This window comes from Burkholderia cepacia (genome assembly GCF_001039005.1).
GTDB classification, from domain to species: domain Bacteria; phylum Pseudomonadota; class Gammaproteobacteria; order Burkholderiales; family Burkholderiaceae; genus Burkholderia; species Burkholderia theae.
On record NZ_LDWR01000050.1, the window covers coordinates 188991 to 205182 of the forward strand.

Sequence of the window (16192 nt, forward strand, 5' to 3'; positions counted from 1 at the left end):
GTCACGTCCGCGCCATTTTTTGTGAAGCGCCATCGGGCGATTCATCGGGCTGCGATGCAACTGTCAGGTGTGTCAGGAGATTGTTGGCCGGAAAGGACGCCCCTGCCTGAATGCGTTTTCGGTCGACGAATCGCCGACGTGCCGCAACGTACCCGCCGATAAAACGGAACGGTCCGGCACACACGGCGGTCATACTTTTTTCACCAGGAGCAACAGATGGCATCGAGCCAGAGTACGGTCGATTTCATCGTCGAGCAGATGGCGGCGGCCGGTACGGTATCGGCCCGCAAGATGTTCGGCGAATTCGGCATCTATTGCGACGGCAAGATGGTTGCGCTCGTCTGCGACGACTGGCTGTTCGTCAAGCCGACGCCCGAAGGCCGCGCGTTTCTCGGCACCTGCGACGAAGGCCCGCCGTATCCGGGCGCGAAGCCGCACCTCGTGATCGCCGGCGATCGCTGGGACGACCGCGAATGGCTGTCGGCGCTGATCCGGATCACGGCCGCGCAATTGCCCGTGCCGGTGAAGCGGAGCCGCTAGCGGCCATGAACCCCGCGTAACCACGCGTAACGTCGTGCCGGGCGCAGGCGTATTCTGTGAATCATGCGCGCGACCATCGCGCCCCCGGCGGGAGCACAAGAATGAAGACATCCGGACATCCGCGCGGCACGTGGCGTGCCCGTCGCGTCTGGCACGCGCTCGTCGCGGCCGTGTGTGTCGGCTGGAGCGTGCTGTCGTTCGGCGCGGAGGGCGGCAACGGCGCGGCGGCGCTGCTCGACCGATACCACAGCCTCGGCGCGCAACTGAAGGACAACGCGTTTCGCCGGCCGCTCTACCTCGAATCGTCGGAGTCGTCGTCGTCGCTGAAGGGCGACATCTACGCGGTGGTCGACTATCCGTTCGCGGTCGTGAACGGCCAGCTCAACGATTCCGCGCAAGGCCCCGCGAACTGGTGCGCGGTGCTGATCCTGCACCTGAACACGAAGTACTGTCATGCATCGAGCGGCAGCAACGGCCCGGTGCTCGACGTGAACGTCGGCCGCAAGATCCAGCAGAAGCTGTCGGATACCTATCGCCTGGAGTTCCGCTATCGCGTGGCGGCCGCAACGGCCGACTACTTCCAGGTCGACCTGACCGCCGACAGCGGTCCGATGGGCACGAAGGATTACCGGATCGCGCTGGAGGCCGTGCCGGTCGGCGCATCGCGCACGTTCCTGCATCTCACGTATTCGTACGGCTTCGGCACGGTCGGCCGGATGGCGATGAAGACCTACCTCGCAACAGTCGGCAGCGAGAAGGTCGGCTTCACGCCCGCCAGCGATGCATCGGCCACGCAGCCGCAATACATCGGCGGCGTGCGCGGGCTGCTGGAGCGCAACACGATGCGCTACTACCTCGCGATCGACACGTATCTCGCGACGCTCGACAAGCCGCTCGACCAGCGCCTCGCGCGCTGGTTCGACGCGACCGAGCAGTATCCGCAGCAACTGCACGAAGTGGAGCGGAGCGCATATCTGCAGATGAAAGCGCAGGAGGTTCAGCGGCAGCAGGCGGCGCGGTAGGCGGCGCCTGCTGCCGGTCTGCCGCTCAGTTCGACGCGCCGCCGACCGTGCGGATGCTGTGCCACTGCCCCTGTTCGACGCGGAACAGCGTGTAGGGCGGCTTGATCAGGTCGCCGCGCTCGTCGAACGAGATCTTCCCGGTCACGCCCGTGACTGACACGCCGGGCAGGCTCGCGACGATCTTGCCGCGATCGACCGAATCGGCCTTGCGGACCGCCGCGATCATCGCGAGCGCCGCGTCATACGCGAACGGCGCATACAGCTCGACGTCCTGGTTGAAGCGTGCCTTGTAGCGCTGCGCGAACGCGATGGCCGACGGCAGCTTGTCGAGCGCCGGGCCCGGTTCGAGATCCTGCGTGCCTTCGCCCGAGTTGCCGGCGATCTTCAGGAATGCGTTGCTTTTCAGCGCGCCGGCGCCGAACAGCTGCGCGCGGATGCCGAGCGAGCGCATTTGCTTGACGAGCATCGCACCCTGTTCGTCGAGCCCGCCGAAGAACAGCAGGTCGACGTTGCTGCTCTTCATCGTCGTCAGGATGGCGCGGAAATCGACGGCCTTGTCGTTCGTGTATTCGCGGTCGACGACGCTGCCGTGCGCGTCCTTCACGCCTTTCTCGAACGCGTCGGCAAGGCCCTGGCCGAACGCGGTGCGGTCGTCGATGATGCCGATCCGCTTCGCCTTCAGCTGCTCGACCGCGAAGCGGCCGGCCACCACGCCGCCGACGCCGTCGTGCCCCATCGTGCGGAACACGTTCTTGAAGCCTTGCATGGTCAGTTGCGGATTGGTCGAGCCGGGCGTGATCATCGCGACGTTCGCCTGCCGGTAGACGGCCGACGCGGGGATGCTGCAGCCCGAGTTGTAGTGGCCGATCACGCCGACCACGCCGTCGTCGACGAGTTTCTGCGCGACCTGGATCGCGATGCGCGGATCGGCCTGGTCGTCCTGCACGTCGAGCACGAAGCGCACGGGCTTGCCGCCGACGGTCGGATGCTTCGCGTTCTCCTCGTCGAGCGCGAGCTGCGCACCGTATTGCAGATCCTTGCCGACTCGCGCGACGGGCCCCGTCAGCGGACCGGCGAAGCCGATCTTGACGGTTTCCGGGTCCGCGGCCTGCGCGGATGCGGCGACCGTGCCGATCGAGCAGACGGCCAGCCATACCAGCCAGTTACGACGATTCATGATGCATGCCTCCTTGCAGTGGTTGAAATCGCGGCGCGCGTCAGAATCGCGCGGCCCGGTAAGGCGTGAGGTCCAGCGGCGGCGCGCGCTGGGCGACGAGGTCGGCGACGATCCGCCCGGTGATGCCGGCGAGCGTCACGCCGAGATGCTGATGCCCGAACGCGTGGATCACGCGTGCGCTGTCGCGGGCGCGGCCGATGACGGGCACGCCGTCCGGCAGTGTCGGGCGGAAGCCGAGCCAGCTGCGCGTCGGCGCGCCGAGCGACGGCAGCGCCTCGCGTGCTGAGCGCGTGAGTAGCGCGACGAGCGACGGGTTCATCGGCGCGTCGAAGCCGCCGAGTTCCACGGTGCCGGCCGCGCGCAGCCCTTCGTCGAGCGGCGTCATGTAGAAGCCGCGTTCGGCCCAGCCGACCGGCCGCGTGACGATCCCTTCGTGCGCGGCGAACTGCACGTGATAACCGCGTTCGGTATCGAGCGGCACCGCATCGCCGCAGGCGGCCGCGAATGCGCGCGAGCGCGCGCCCGCGGCAATGACGACATGGTCGAACGCACGCACCGCACCGCCCGCATGGACGTTCACGCCATCGCCGGCGGGCTCGATCCGCTCGACGCGCTCGCGTTCGAGCGTCGCGCCGCCGGTTGCCAGATGCGCGAACAGTTCGCCAAGAAAGCCGTGCGGATCGGAGAAATGCCAACTGCCGACGAACAGCACGCCGCGCGCGAAGATCGGCGCGAGCGTGGGCTCGAGCCGGCGGATCGCGTTCGCGTCGAGCAGCTCGAACGGCACGCCGAGCCGGCGCCGCAGCGCGAGCGACGGCTGCGCGGCATCGAACGACGCCTGCCGCGCATACAGGTACAGGCACTCGCGCGGCCGCACGAACGCCGCGAGCCGCGTGGTCGAGAGCAGCGGCGCATAACCGTCGGCGGCGCGCGACAGCAGCGCGGCCAGCGCGCTCGCGCTGCGCTGGTGGCGCTCGGGTGTCGATGCGAGCAGGAACCGCGCGAGCCACGGTGCGCCACGCAACAGGTATGGCCAGCGGATACGCAGCGGGCTGTCGGCGGCAAACAGGAAGTGCGGGAGGTCGCGGAACACGGACGGGCCGTTCACGGGAACGCAGCCGTACGGCGCGAACGTCGCGGCGTTGCCGAACGACGCGCCGTGGCCGACGCCGGCCGGATCGAACAGCGTCACGCGATGCCCGTCGCGCTGCAGCCAAGCCGCCGCGCCGAGCCCGATGAAGCCTGCACCCACGATGGCGACGTTCGCCATGACGCATCCCCTCCGGCACACATGGTTCACACAAAGTTGAGATCAAGAATCACACAGTAATTTTTTGTGTGCAATCAAAATGAGATTGTGTGGCGCTAGTGTTTACCCGATTCCAAACGGCTGATTCAACAGACTTTTCCGTTGACGTTTGACGGGCAGGGGATGTCATATACAATCGCTGGGCAGGTCAAAATGGCAGACAAACGCTTTTTGTGTGGTCACAGGCGACAAATGGCATCAGACAAACTTTCCGGCGAGCGCGATGGCGGTGCGCCGGCGCAGGCGAAGCGGCCGACTTATGTCGAGGTATCGAGCTCGATCGAGGCGGAAATCCGCAACGGCATGTATCCGCCGGGCAGCCGCCTGCCGCCGCAGCGCCAGCTCGCGACCGAGCTCGGCATCAACGTGTCGACCGTGTCCCGTGCGTACAAGGAACTGCAGCTGCGCGGCCTCGTGATCGGCAGCAAGCGCCGCGGTTCGCTCGTCACCGGCGGCGCGATGCCGAGCATCGAGCCGGCCCGTGCGTCGCTCGCGGCGGGCAACGGCGTGATCGACCTGACCGTGAACCGCCCGGCGACCGGCGAGTTTCTGGCGAGCCTCGCGCAGACCTTCGGCACGCTGCCGAACGACCCGCGTTTCGCCGCCTTGCAGGAATACCAGCCGCCGCAGGGGCCCGAGTGGGCACGCGCGGCCGGCGCGCAATGGCTCGCCGCGCCCGGCTTCGCGCCGTCGCGCGACCAGGTGGTCGTCACGAGCGGCGCGCAGCATGGGCTGTACGCGGTGCTGAACAGCCTGATCGGCACCGACGGCGTGATCGTTGCCGACCGCCTCACTTACTACGGGCTCAAGGCGCTTGCGCCGGTATTCCAGTTCGAGATCGTCAGCGCGCCGGCCGACGACGACGGCCTGCTGCCCGACGAGATCGAGCGAATCTGCCAGCGCATGCCGGTCAAGGCGATCTTCGTCGTGCCGAACCTGCAGAACCCGACCGTGACGACGATGAGCCTCGCGCGCCGGATGGCGCTCGTCGACGTCGCGCGGCGCCATCACGTGACGATCATCGAGGACGATGTGTACGGGCCGCTCGTGCGCGACCGGTTGCCGGCGATCGCGGGGCTGTGTCCCGAGCTGACGTTCCATATCGGCGCGACGTCGAAGATTCTGGCGCCCGGGCTGCGCCTCGGCTACCTGAGCTGCCCGCGCGACAGCGTCGCGCTGTGCGCGGAAGCGGTGCGCACGACCGCATGGATGCCGGCGCCCACGTCGATGCTGATCGCGACGGTATGGATCGAGGACGGCACCGCCGAGCGGATCATGGCCGCGCAACTCGCGGAGATCCGCGCACGCGTCGATCTCGCGCGGGAACTGCTGCCGGCCGGGCAGCTGAAGTCCGACCCCGCGTGCATGTTCGTGTGGTTGCGGCTGCCGCCGCCGTGGCGGGCCGACGACTTCGCGGCGAACGCGAAGGCGCGCGGCGTGATCGTGATGCCGTCGTCGACGTTCGCGGTCGATCGCGCGGAAATCGAGCACGGCGTGCGCATCAACCTCGCGTGCCCGGCCACGCGCGACGAGCTCGTCAACGGGCTGCGGATTCTGTCCGGCACGCTGAAGGACCGGCCGCGCGCACTGTTCGGCTCGATCTGACGCCGTCGCTCAGTCGAGCAAACCCGCGACGACGTCGACGATCCGCTGCAGCAGCGCTTCGTCGTAAGGCAGCCACGGCACCGCGCGCAGCGGCGACGGCGGCGGCTCGATCGCGGCATCGACGGGTTCGCCGTCATGCGTCACACGGCCGGTCGCGCAATGCACCGACCACGCGCCGACGCGCACATGACGTTCGTCGATCGTCATCCTTCCTTGCGCAATCGGCTCGGCGAACACGAGCGACAGCACGTGCTTGCGATGCCGCGCCATCACGCCCAGCGGCAAATCGGACAACCGGTTCAGCCGCTGCCAGCGTTCCGCTTCGATCTCGCGCAGGCGAACCGGGTCGACCGTTTGTGCGGAGGCTGCCGCGCGCGTCGCGTCATCGTCGAGCGCGAACGCGGCCACGCTGACGAGCAGGTCGACCGCGCGCGCCACTTCCGAGAACACGACACGATCAATCTCGCCGATCGGCAGCGGCACCCAGCGCCGTCCGTGCCGGCCTTCGACATGCAGCCGGCGCGACGTGCCGTGGCTTTCCGAGCCGGGATAGAGCCGCGCATCGACGAGGAAGGTCGCGCGCATGTCGCCGAACTCGCGGACGAGCCCGTCGTCGTACGCGCGGATCGACCAGCCTTCGCGGCGCGCGACGCCGAGTAGCGGCCGGCTCGACAGCACATGACCTTCGAACATCGCGGAATCGCTGGCCGAGGCTTCGCTTTCCGCCGGCACGTAGTACTCGCGGAATGCCTGCCTGACCGGCTGCCGAAGTGCGCGGCCGACGATCGCGCGCTGCCACGCGAGCCGTTCGTCCGCGTCGGCCAGCAACGGGTGCCACAGGCGGATGTCGCTGTCGTTGGCGATATCGCATGCACGCCCGGCCGCGTCGCGCAGCACGACCTTGCCTTTCGCGATGTCAGGCATGAACGATTGCGTTGATCCATCGCCGGCGCGCGCGTGCCAGATCATGCGCGCGGAGAACGTGGCGCCGGCCGGCGCATCGACGAGCCGCTCGCGCCATTCGGCATGGCCGAGCGTCATCGGCTGCCAGAAACCCGCTTCCATGCACGCGGCGAGCATCGCGAGCTGCTTCTTGTCGGGTTTCGCGTCGAGCGTCATGCGCAGCGCGGTATGCGGCCGCTCGCCGAGCGCGCGTTCGGCCGGCTTCAGGTTGCGCGCGAGCTTCTTCTGCACGCCGGCATGACGCACGGCGGCTAGCGCGTCGCGCAACGCGCGCACGCTCTCGGGGGTGGGAATCGTCTCGACCGCGTGGCCGAGCGCGATCGCGAGCGACTGCGACGGCGCGGTCTTCGCGGCTGTGGGCGCGACGCATACGCCCATCAGCAGCGGCCCGATCAGCGGGCGCAACCACGCTTCGTCGCGGTATGCGGCCACGCGCGCGGCGCGTGCGACGACCTGCGCGTCGTCGGTCGTGAACGCGCGATCGGTCTGATACGGAACGGTGCCCGCATGCAGTGCCGCGACCTGCCGCGCGGCTTCGGTCAGCGCGTCGCGCGCGAATTCGACGTATGCGGCATCTTCCGCGAGCGTGACGGCCGGATCGCTGAAGTCGATCCACAGCCGCTTCGGTGCGAAATAACCGTCGTGCGTCGCGGCCAGCGCGAGCAGCGCGGCCGGCCCGAGCTCGGGCAACACGTCGAGTTCGCGCACCCGAAACGGCGAATCGGCCAGCGCTTGCGCATACGCATCGCGCCGCGCCGAGAAATCGCGGCGGCCGGCGAACCAGTCGAGCGCATAGGCGCCGTATGCGGATGCGGCGCGCAGGCCGCCTTCCTCCGGTTCGCCCGCGATGCGGGCGAGTTCGGCCTGCAGCGCGGGCGACGGCGGCGCGTCGAGACAGGGCAGCTCCTCCAGCGCACGCTGCCACGCGCCGGGCGGGATGTCGCGGAACAGTTCGAGCGCGGCATCGGCGTCGACGAGCGGCACGAGACCGAGCGCATCTATCTGCCCGCGCAGCCAGCGCGCGAATTCGGCGCGCGGATCGTTGTATGCGCAATCAGGCGGCACGATCTCGCGCTCGGTGCGGCGCAGCGTCGGCCAGACCGCGCCGAGCGTGTGCGCGTCGAGTGCCGACAGGTCGATCGGTGCGCCGGTGAAGCGCGGATGGTCGGCGGTGCCGGTCAGCCGCGCGACGAGCAGGGCGACGAGCGCGCGGTCAGTCATGCGGGGTCTCCTGGTTCGAGCCGCGCCCGGCCGGTTCGTTCTGAGTCCATTTCTGTACTTTTCGGGCGGCGTGGATTGCGCCGCCGAGGGCGAATGCCTGTTCGATCGTGTGCTGCATGGTCTGACTCCGGCAATGAAAACCGTGCGATCGCACAGTATTGCACCCCGATCAGAACAGTCTGGAGAAAGGCTGTCGGCCGCCCGGCCATTTCATAAGACGTACAGTTCTCCCGCCATGCGCGATCCGTGCCGAACTGTACTCTTGTTCGCATGATCGATGTGTGTACTCCTCGCCAACTGTTCTGCTTTTAAGATTCATCCATCAAGTGCACAGTGCCGCCGATCCCGTTGTTCCGGACCCCTGGCGGCGCATCTTCAAGAGAGAGCCAGTGCGATGGAAAAGGCAAAACCGGAGGGAAACATCAGGAATCACGACGGCCCGATCGGCGGGCGGAACACGTGCGACTCGGACGCACACGGCGTGGCGGCGCGGCTGCGCATGCCGGCGGGAGGCGCACGATGAAACTCTATGAAAAACTCGCGGACGACATCGAGCGCCTGATCCGCCAGGGCGTGTACCGGCACGGCGACCGGATTCCGTCGGTGCGGCAGGCGAGCCAGCAACACCGGATCAGCATTACGACCGTGCTGCACGCGTATCTGCTGCTCGAAAGCCGCGGGCTGCTGGAAAGCCGGCCGCAGTCGGGCTATTTCGTGAACCTGCGCCGTGACGACAGCCACGCGCCGGTGCGCGAGTTGCGACCGTCGAAGCCGATCGCGATCTCGTCGTCCGTGGACGTGAGCCGGCTCGTGCTGTCGACGCTGCGCTCGATCGGCACCGACGACGCGGTGCCGCTCGGCTCGCCGTATCCGGACCCGAGCCTGTTCCCGTTCGAGAAGCTGAACCGCTACGCGTACGCGGCCGGCCGCGACAAGGCGCTGTGGGGCGTGACGGACGGGCTGCCGCCCGGCCATCCGCGGCTGATCCGGCAGATCGCGCGCCGCTACCTGGAAAACGGGATGTCGGTGGATCCGAACGAGATCATCGTGACGGTCGGCGCGACGGAGGCGATCAACCTGTGTTTGCAGGCGGTCGCGAAGCCGGGCGACACGATCGCGGTGGAGTCGCCGACGTTCTACGCGATGCTGCACGCGATCGAGCGGATGGGGATGAAGGCGATCGAGGTCGCGACGCATCCGGAATACGGGATCGACATTGCCGCGCTGGCTGCGATCGCGAAGTCGCAGCCGATCGCCGCGTGCATGGTGATGCCGAACTTCCAGAACCCGCTCGGCTTCCAGATGCCCGACGAGCGCAAGCGCGAACTGGTGGAGTTCGCAACGAAGGCCGGCATGCCGCTGATCGAGAACGGTGTGTATAACGAACTGTATTTCGGCGATACGCATCCGAGTTCGCTGAAGTCGTACGACCGCAGCGGGATCGTGCTGCATTGCGCGTCGTTCTCGAAGAGCCTGACGGCTGCGTACCGGATCGGCTGGGCGTTGCCGGGCCGGTATCGCGATCAGGTCGAGAAGCTGAAATTCCTGAACACGCTCGCGACGCCGTCGTTGCCGCAGCTCGCGATCGCGGAGTTTCTCGAACGCGACGGTTACGAGCATCACCTGCGGCGCTTGCGCAAGGCGTATGCACAGCAGGCGAACCTGATGCGTGCGATGGTGTCGCGGTTCTTTCCGGAGGGCACACGTATTTCGAGCCCGGCGGGAGGGTACGTGCTGTGGGTCGAGCTGCCGGCGCAGGTCGATGCGATGCGGTTGTATCAGCTTGCGCTGGAGCAGGGGATCACGATCGGCCCCGGCTACATGTTCTCGATCACGGACAGCTATCGGAACTTCATCCGGTTGAACTACAGCAGCCCGTGGTCGCCGGAGATCGAGCAGGCGGTGATCGCGGTCGGGAAGCTGGCCGCGGCGTGCATGAAGTGACGGGTGAGGGCTGTTGCTTGCGGGGGAATGACGAAGCCGGCTTTGGGCCGGCTTTGTTTTTGGGTTGTTGCGGGGGATGGGGGGTGAGGCAATTTGTCAGCATTCGGCTGCGGATTCAACCCGTCGCTGCAACGGCTCGACCGGCAGCAACGGGTCGCGAACGCCCAGTCGCGACCCGCCGCCAGGGCGGCGACGGTCAATGTCGCGTCAACACGAAACCCCGCCGTCGCGGGGCGACGATCCTCGACAGCCGACGGCGTTCAGGCTGCTGCCGCCTTCTGAATCGAGTCGTGCTGATCGCCACCCAGGATATCGACAAGACTGGTCAACATCCGCGCCAATTCACCCGTCATCAGCGTGACATCCGAATCGAAGCGTTCATCGTCGTTCTGCGCGGTGGGATCCGTCGCTTCCTTGATCACGTCGAGCGGCGTGACACGCTTGATCGTCAGCGACGGTGTCAGCACGAAGGAGATTCGGTCATCCCAGGTCATCGCGAGGCGCATGCATTGTTTGCCGGCTTCGATGTGCCGCCGCATGTCGTTCGTTTCCAGCGCGTGGCCGACGTATCGCACCGTGGCGCCGCCTTCGCCGCTCGAGCGCAACTCGGCGTCCTGGTCCACGGTGAAGCCGCCCGGCGCCTCGCCGGACAGCAGCCAATCCGTCATCGCGGCGACCGGCGAAAGCGCCACGTGAACGCCGGCGAGCGGCAACTGATCGATCGATTTGACGAGCAGGCCGCGAACGTCGTCGGCAAGCGCCTGTGCAGCCGCATCGATGACGAGCCAGCCATTCACCGTATCGATCCACACGCGGGTATCGCGGCGAATGGTGAACGCGCGCGGCAGCAGTTCGTCGGTCACCTGCTCCTTGAGTTCGCGCAGCTGTTTTCGCCCGACCTTGAAGCCCTGCTGCTCCTCGACTTCAAGCGCCCGGGCCTTGGTCACCTGATTGACGACCGACGCCGGGAGCAGCTTCTTTTCGGCACGAAACACCAGCAGCATCTGCCGGTTGATCGAATACACCAGCGCGCCGTCGTCACGCGGCGACGCCCATCCGTGGCGCTGCATCTCGACGCTGCTGCCCGGCTGAAACGCGTAGGGCGCCAGCCATTTTTCCATCTGATCGGGGGTAACGGCCCAAGGGGCCGGAAGACGATGAAGCTGAAGATTCTTGAACCACATAGGGATACGGGCAAAGCGCACCATTCTATATGACGGTGATGCTTCGTGGCCATGAACCGCCGTGCGTCTCGTCGCAGCTGGCGACACCCGAACGTCTGCAACTTACTCGTGACAAGCCGTTCCATCGGCACTTTTTGCCGTCATTCCGGCACCCGACCCGGTACGGAGGAATACAACAGCCGACGCGTAGACCTTTGCTGGAAGAAGTCGGCGCCGAATGCGACGGTTTGACGATCGATTCGTGTGCCGCGGGTTCGGCCATTCGAACGCCGCCCCTTACTCGACCGGCGGAATCGTGCCTTCCGACAAGGTTTTGATGAGCCGCATGCGACGTCGTTCGAGATCCGCGATCTGACGATCGATGGCTTCGAGGCGTCGCCGCTGGACATCGGTGATCTGGTCGCACGAACGAGCGCCTTCGATCAGCAGCATGCAGTCCGGGAAGCCGAGAATATCGTCGATCGTGAAACCGGTCGCGATCATGCGCTGGATCTGCCTGACGAACCGTTGTCGAATTGCACTTGACTGGCGCCCGCGAACGATTGCTTTATCGCTCGGAAGCGATGAAGCGACGGTCGGTTATCGAACGGCCGAGAAGGGTGGCGGATTGAACCCGTCGCGGGTCGTCGGGGCGGCAACCAGCCGGGTTCGGCCACTTTGAGACGTCCGGCATCGCTGTCTGGATCGCGAACAATCACTGAGCAAGGAATGTAAGCCGGCTTCTGACATTTATTGACCGTCGGTCCGCTCTATCCGGGAGTAGGATTTGAGTCGCGGAAACGAGCGCCGCGCGTTTGTACGGATGGAATTCGTGAGGTCATTTTGATCGGTTAGAGGGAACCACCGGCATGAGAAGAATCGCATTGCTTTGGAAAGTTGTCAGGGGCGATCTGCGTGTTCTCGGATACGCACTGCGTCATCCCGACCGCCCGGGATGGTTGATTCCCGCAGTCGCTTTGGTCGCGTTGTACGCGATTGATCCTATCAACTTCGCGGTCCCATTCGTCGGGATTGTGGACGACGGCGTGCTGGTTCCGATGGCGTTGCATTTGATGATCCGCTGTCTCCCGACCCAGCTGCAACATCTACGCCGCAGATGAGCTCCCGTCCGTCAGTCAATCGCATCGCGCGATTGCAAGGTTCCACCAAAGCGCGGATGTGGAGTCGGCTGCTGCTTGCGACCGTCTTCGCGGTTGGCAGTCACGCAATATGCGCGGGCGAGCTGGTTTCCGTGAAGAGCCGCAATGAAACCCAGAACATCTACATCAATTCCCCATCGACCCCACCAGCATGGGTCATCGTGCTCTTCGCGGGAAGCGATGGTGTCGTTGCTCTTTCAGAAAATGGACCGACCAACGAACAGGGAAATTTCCTGGTGCGAACCGCACCTTACTGGGCGACCGTAGGTGATGCCGCGGTCGTTTTCGACGCGCCATCGGACCAGGCGAAAGGGATGGATGACGAATTCCGGCTGAGCGGGGCGGCAAGTCAGGACGTTGTCGCCGTCGTTACGGAACTGAAAAAACGTTACCCGGCCGCCAAAGTTGCACTGGTTGGTACGAGCCGTGGAACGATTACGGTGGGTAACGTGCTGTTACGCAATCCCGACCTCGCGGATGCTTTCGTGCTCACTTCGCCGGTGTCGATAGCAGTTCACGGCAAGCCGGGATTGTCTGATGTCGCCTGGCCGCGAAACAAGGCGCGTGTATTGGTGCTATCGAATGAGCATGATGTTTGTGTCGCCTCGCCGTTCTGGGCAGCCAAGCGTATGGCAGCCGACAACAATTTTGATTTCGTTGCTGTATCAAGCACCATGGGCGGAGGTAACAAGCACGCCGAATGTGGTGGGCAGGCTCCGCACGGGTACCTGGGAATCGAATCGACGGCGCTTGCCGCCATCAACGAATGGCTTAACGGGCGCAGAGCCGAATCGCGGCCGTAGCGGCAGCGTAGTCCGGCATTCGTACACGATAGACGAGCGCTTGGGAAACCGGTGGGAGTCTACCGGTGTACGGCACGCGGGTGGCGTTGCTCCTCCTTACCCACGCACCGCATGGCAGCCCGCTCGGGCGCGTCCAACTGCAGTTTCCAGGTTCATGGCAACTGATCGCGCGCCAATGAAGTCGCCCAGCGTTTCGACCACCGATCCAACGGAAGGAGTACTTCAAACAAGCTCCTTCCCATGGGCGTCGGCTCGTAGCCCTCGGCACCAAGCTCGACGAGTTGCGACTCGCGGAGTTCCTTGAGACGCGAGTTGAGGACACCGGGAGAAACGGACTCACACTGACCTTGCAACTCTCGAAACGTGCATGGTCCGTGATGGCACAACTCCCACAATATTCTCATGGTCCAGTTGCGCCCAAGTAGATCGAACAGCGCCATAACGGGCTGGCCTGTGCGGGAGCCACGCACCGGATTGCCCGGGAGAGGTGTGTCGGCCACGTCTTTTGCTCCAAAGATGCTATTAAATCAGTAGCGCATGTCAGGAAAATTCGCTACATTCTCCTTGCTACGAAAAGAGTAGCACATGTCGAGGTCGTTGCTACTCCCCTCCCCAGCATTCGGTACCTGAACTCATGACCAAAGCGCGCGCCGTGCCCATGCCTAGCGACAGTGTGCTTGTGCCGCTCTACGCGGGTGCGGACCTGCTGGATGCCTTTGCAATTCGATTGCCGGCCGAAGCTAGCGACAATCTCGAGGTGCTGGCACGTACCGCGTTCGAGCACCAGGCGGGATGGATTCGTGCGCTCACGTATGTCCGCGATGTGGTGATGGCGACAGTCGGCGTCAAATCGTCTCGGGCCGTTGGTCTTGCTGGCGCGGCGCGTGGACCGGTTATCGGCTACTTGCCGGTGCTGTCAAGGAGCGCGACGGAGTTGATCGTTGGCGCGGATGACCGGCATCTGGACTTTCGCGTCACCATCCAACTTCTCGCCGATGCGGAAAATGGGCGCGAGCTGCTTGCGGGCACAGTGGTGCACTGCCATAACAGACTGGGACGTATCTATCTTGCGAGCATTGCGCCGTTTCATCGCGTTATTGTGCGGGCGAATCTGGAACGAGCAGTAAGGGAAATGAGGACTTGAGTATACGTTGGCGGCAGGACGGGCGGAAACATGACTGAGCACGATGCAGAACTCCACGGTTGCTGGCGGCTGATCTCTTTTAATGCCGAGCTTCAGGATTCAAACGAGCGCACTCAACCTTGGGGCCCAGACCCGAACGGGTACCTTATCTTCAGCTCTGATGGGCGAATGATGGTATTGGTTACCGCAAGGACGCGGGAGCCAGGAAACACGGATGAGAAGATGGCGGCACTCTTCCGTACCGTGATGGCCTATACAGGACGGTATCGGATAGATGAGGGCAGGTTCATTACAACGATTAACTCGTCCTGGAATGAAGCCTGGAACGGCAGTGAGCAGGAGCGCTTCTACAAGCTTGATGGAGAAACGCTTGAGGTCAGCACGGCCTGGATGCCGAATCCGTTAGTGTCCGGAAATCCAATCGGACGGGCTATTCTCAGCTTTAGGCGTGAGTAATTTTCGCGACGCCGAGTTCGCAATTTTTGAGCCAGTAACGGACTACCCTGGAGGTATCCGGCGGAGTTCGACCATTGCGAGCAATTCACGACCAGCGCTCGTATTGGCGCTCAAGTGCCAGCGTGACGCTCGTGGTGATCCGCCCGAAACTTGTTCTGCGATCCGCCGCGCCCGATTGTTTTCATCGCTGTGCTTGCAGTACAGCAAAATGAGTGTCCTGTCGCCCGTGCGGCCCGTGCGATGATGCGCCATGACTAACATGAGAAATGGAATGACGACTACATTCGACGAGGCGACAACGGCGGCGATCGCCGCGTTTGCCCAATTGGATTTCTACACGGCTGTGCAAGCGATGCGCGCCGAGGCCGATTACGACCACGAACGAGACCAATGGATCTCGCGCTATATCGACGAGCACGGCGGCGGCGCGGACGATGCAGCATACGATGCCTTGCACGCGCAGGCGCAGGCAACCCCGGAATACGCGCAGTTCATCGATGCGGTTCGCCGGGAAATCCTGGAATACTTCGGCGTGACCGACGATCAACTGGACGGGATGGTCGTGCTGCGCAATGACGACAGCGATGAGCTTTGGGCGGAAGTCAACCGGCAGCGGAGCGCGCTGGGAACCGGTGAAGTGCGCGGAGATCTCTGATCATTGCTTGCCATTGGGGTCTCAAGTCGTGCTGGGTGCAACGGCTCGAGCGGCAGCAACGGGGCGTTAGCAACATCCTCGAAGATCTCCCAAGAGCCTCGTTTTTTCCGCGCACATCAACCGCGCCGCTCCAGATACTCGCAAAGAAAATCGATAAACACGCGCACCTTCGCCGACAGGTTCAGCCGCTCCGGATAGACCGCATAGATATCCGACGGCGGTAACGACCAGTCCGCGAGCACTCTCGTCAGCGCACCCGAATCGATGAACGGTTGTGCGTCCCACTCGGACCGCACCAGCACGCCGTGCCCGTCGATCGCCCAGCGCAGCGTCGCTTCGCCGTCGTTGCTGCTCATCACGCCATGCACCTTGACGAGTTCATGGCGTTTGCCCTTCGTGAAGTGCCACGTGCCATACGCAGTGTCGTTCTCGCGCAGCACGATGCAGCGGTGGCCGCGCAGGTCGCCGGGCACCTTGGGGACGCCGTGCGCCTTCAGGTAGCCCGGCGCCGCGCAGACGAAGCGCCGGTTCGCCGCGAGCTTGCGTCCCACCACGCGCTGGTCGGGCAGTTCGCCGAACCGGATACCCACGTCGTACGCGAGTTCGGCGAGGCTCATCGGGCGGTCGGTGAGTTCCAGCTGAATCTCGACCTCCGGATGGCGCTCGCGAAACGCGGACAGCGCGGGCACGATGTGGCGGCGCCCGAAGCCGAAGGTCGCGTTGACCTTCAGCAAGCCCTGCGGCTGGTTGCGGCTGCTCGACACCGTGCGCTCGAGTTCGTGCACCTGCTCCAGCAGCTTCGAGCCCGTCGCGAGATAGACCTCGCCCTCGTTGGTCATCGCCAGCCGCCGCGTCGTGCGGTTCAGCAGCTTGACGCCGAGGCGCCGTTCGATCTGGTTGAGCCGCGCACTGACGGCGGGCGGCGTCACGCCGAGATCGCGCGCCAGCGCCGACAGGCTGCCGTGCGTGACGAGCCGCGCGAAGAACTCCAGGTCTGCGATCGGATCCATTTTAAAGTTTCATTTAATAA

The 16192-nt window shown here is 64.8% G+C and carries 16 protein-coding genes and 1 pseudogene; 9 read left to right on the forward strand and 8 right to left on the reverse strand.

The features are described from left to right. Nucleotides 1–216: 216 nt before the first annotated feature. Together VL15_RS28315 and VL15_RS28320 are read left to right on the forward strand one after the other, a co-directional pair. Complete coding sequence (locus tag VL15_RS28315; protein WP_048249987.1) at nucleotides 217–540, forward strand: TfoX/Sxy family protein; 324 nt, start codon at nucleotides 217–219, stop codon at nucleotides 538–540. Between the two features lie 101 nt (nucleotides 541–641). Next, complete coding sequence (locus VL15_RS28320; RefSeq protein ID WP_048249988.1) at nucleotides 642–1562, forward strand: hypothetical protein; 921 nt, start codon at nucleotides 642–644, stop codon at nucleotides 1560–1562. Between the two features lie 25 nt (nucleotides 1563–1587). On the opposite strand, the gene VL15_RS28325 is transcribed toward VL15_RS28320, so the two are convergent. After that, the gene (locus VL15_RS28325) at nucleotides 1588–2739 is read right to left on the reverse strand and encodes a branched-chain amino acid ABC transporter substrate-binding protein (protein WP_048249989.1); all 1152 of its coding nucleotides are present in this window, start codon (nucleotides 2737–2739) and stop codon (nucleotides 1588–1590) included. Between the two features lie 40 nt (nucleotides 2740–2779). Further along, the gene (locus tag VL15_RS28330) at nucleotides 2780–4009 is read right to left on the reverse strand and encodes an NAD(P)/FAD-dependent oxidoreductase (RefSeq protein ID WP_048249990.1); all 1230 of its coding nucleotides are present in this window, start codon (nucleotides 4007–4009) and stop codon (nucleotides 2780–2782) included. A 231-nt stretch (nucleotides 4010–4240) separates the two neighbouring features. On the opposite strand from VL15_RS28330, the gene VL15_RS28335 reads away from it, so the two are divergent. Then, a complete protein-coding gene (locus VL15_RS28335) occupies nucleotides 4241–5653 on the forward strand; it encodes a PLP-dependent aminotransferase family protein (protein WP_048249991.1) in 1413 nt (470 codons plus the stop codon). 9 nt (nucleotides 5654–5662) lie between these two features. On the opposite strand, the gene VL15_RS28340 is transcribed toward VL15_RS28335, so the two are convergent. Both VL15_RS28340 and VL15_RS43630 read right to left on the reverse strand, forming a co-directional pair. Further along, complete coding sequence (locus VL15_RS28340; RefSeq protein ID WP_048249992.1) at nucleotides 5663–7837, reverse strand: DUF4132 domain-containing protein; 2175 nt, start codon at nucleotides 7835–7837, stop codon at nucleotides 5663–5665. Next, the gene (locus VL15_RS43630) at nucleotides 7830–7955 is read right to left on the reverse strand and encodes a hypothetical protein (protein ID WP_268991229.1); all 126 of its coding nucleotides are present in this window, start codon (nucleotides 7953–7955) and stop codon (nucleotides 7830–7832) included. Before VL15_RS43630 ends, VL15_RS28340 begins: the two co-directional genes overlap by 8 nt. 401 nt (nucleotides 7956–8356) lie before the next feature. Between VL15_RS43630 and VL15_RS28345 the strand changes: the two genes are divergently transcribed. Further along, on the forward strand, nucleotides 8357–9781 hold the full coding sequence (locus tag VL15_RS28345) for a PLP-dependent aminotransferase family protein (RefSeq protein ID WP_048249993.1): 1425 nt from the start codon (nucleotides 8357–8359) through the stop codon (nucleotides 9779–9781). Nucleotides 9782–10041: 260 nt separating this feature from the next. Here the strand turns inward: VL15_RS28345 and VL15_RS28350 are convergent, their stop codons facing one another. Both VL15_RS28350 and VL15_RS28355 read right to left on the reverse strand, forming a co-directional pair. Further along, complete coding sequence (locus VL15_RS28350; protein WP_048249994.1) at nucleotides 10042–10965, reverse strand: recombination-associated protein RdgC; 924 nt, start codon at nucleotides 10963–10965, stop codon at nucleotides 10042–10044. A 276-nt stretch (nucleotides 10966–11241) separates the two neighbouring features. Then, nucleotides 11242–11466: pseudogene (locus VL15_RS28355) on the reverse strand (MerR family DNA-binding protein); the annotation flags it as partial. 347 nt (nucleotides 11467–11813) lie between these two features. Between VL15_RS28355 and VL15_RS42810 the strand changes: the two are divergent. Both VL15_RS42810 and VL15_RS42185 read left to right on the forward strand, forming a co-directional pair. Beyond that, entirely contained in the window at nucleotides 11814–12065 is a 252-nt protein-coding gene (locus VL15_RS42810) for a YkvA family protein (RefSeq protein WP_048249995.1), read from the forward strand. 32 nt (nucleotides 12066–12097) lie between these two features. Beyond that, nucleotides 12098–12907: a hypothetical protein gene (locus tag VL15_RS42185; RefSeq protein ID WP_155420308.1), complete on the forward strand. Its 810-nt coding sequence runs from the start codon at nucleotides 12098–12100 to the stop codon at nucleotides 12905–12907. Between the two features lie 152 nt (nucleotides 12908–13059). On the opposite strand, the gene VL15_RS40715 is transcribed toward VL15_RS42185, so the two are convergent. Continuing rightward, nucleotides 13060–13347, reverse strand: a complete 288-nt coding sequence (locus VL15_RS40715) for a winged helix-turn-helix transcriptional regulator (RefSeq protein WP_080970974.1) — start codon at nucleotides 13345–13347, stop codon at nucleotides 13060–13062. A gap of 194 nt (nucleotides 13348–13541) precedes the next feature. Between VL15_RS40715 and VL15_RS28365 the strand changes: the two genes are divergently transcribed. The 3 genes from VL15_RS28365 to VL15_RS28375 all read left to right on the forward strand — a co-directional run bounded on the left by VL15_RS28365 (nucleotide 13542) and on the right by VL15_RS28375 (nucleotide 15162). Next, nucleotides 13542–14051 carry a DUF2867 domain-containing protein gene (locus VL15_RS28365; protein ID WP_048249996.1) on the forward strand — a complete coding sequence of 170 codons (510 nt, stop codon included), beginning with the start codon at nucleotides 13542–13544 and terminating at the stop codon, nucleotides 14049–14051. Between the two features lie 30 nt (nucleotides 14052–14081). Continuing rightward, nucleotides 14082–14507 (forward strand): lipocalin-like domain-containing protein, encoded by a 426-nt coding sequence (locus VL15_RS28370; protein WP_048249997.1) that lies wholly within the window; start codon nucleotides 14082–14084, stop codon nucleotides 14505–14507. Nucleotides 14508–14778: 271 nt separating this feature from the next. Next, on the forward strand, nucleotides 14779–15162 hold the full coding sequence (locus tag VL15_RS28375) for a hypothetical protein (protein ID WP_048249998.1): 384 nt from the start codon (nucleotides 14779–14781) through the stop codon (nucleotides 15160–15162). 116 nt (nucleotides 15163–15278) lie between these two features. Here the strand turns inward: VL15_RS28375 and VL15_RS28380 are convergent, their stop codons facing one another. Beyond that, nucleotides 15279–16172, reverse strand: coding sequence for a LysR family transcriptional regulator (locus VL15_RS28380; protein ID WP_048249999.1), 894 nt, complete (start codon nucleotides 16170–16172; stop codon nucleotides 15279–15281). Nucleotides 16173–16192: the final 20 nt, after the last annotated feature.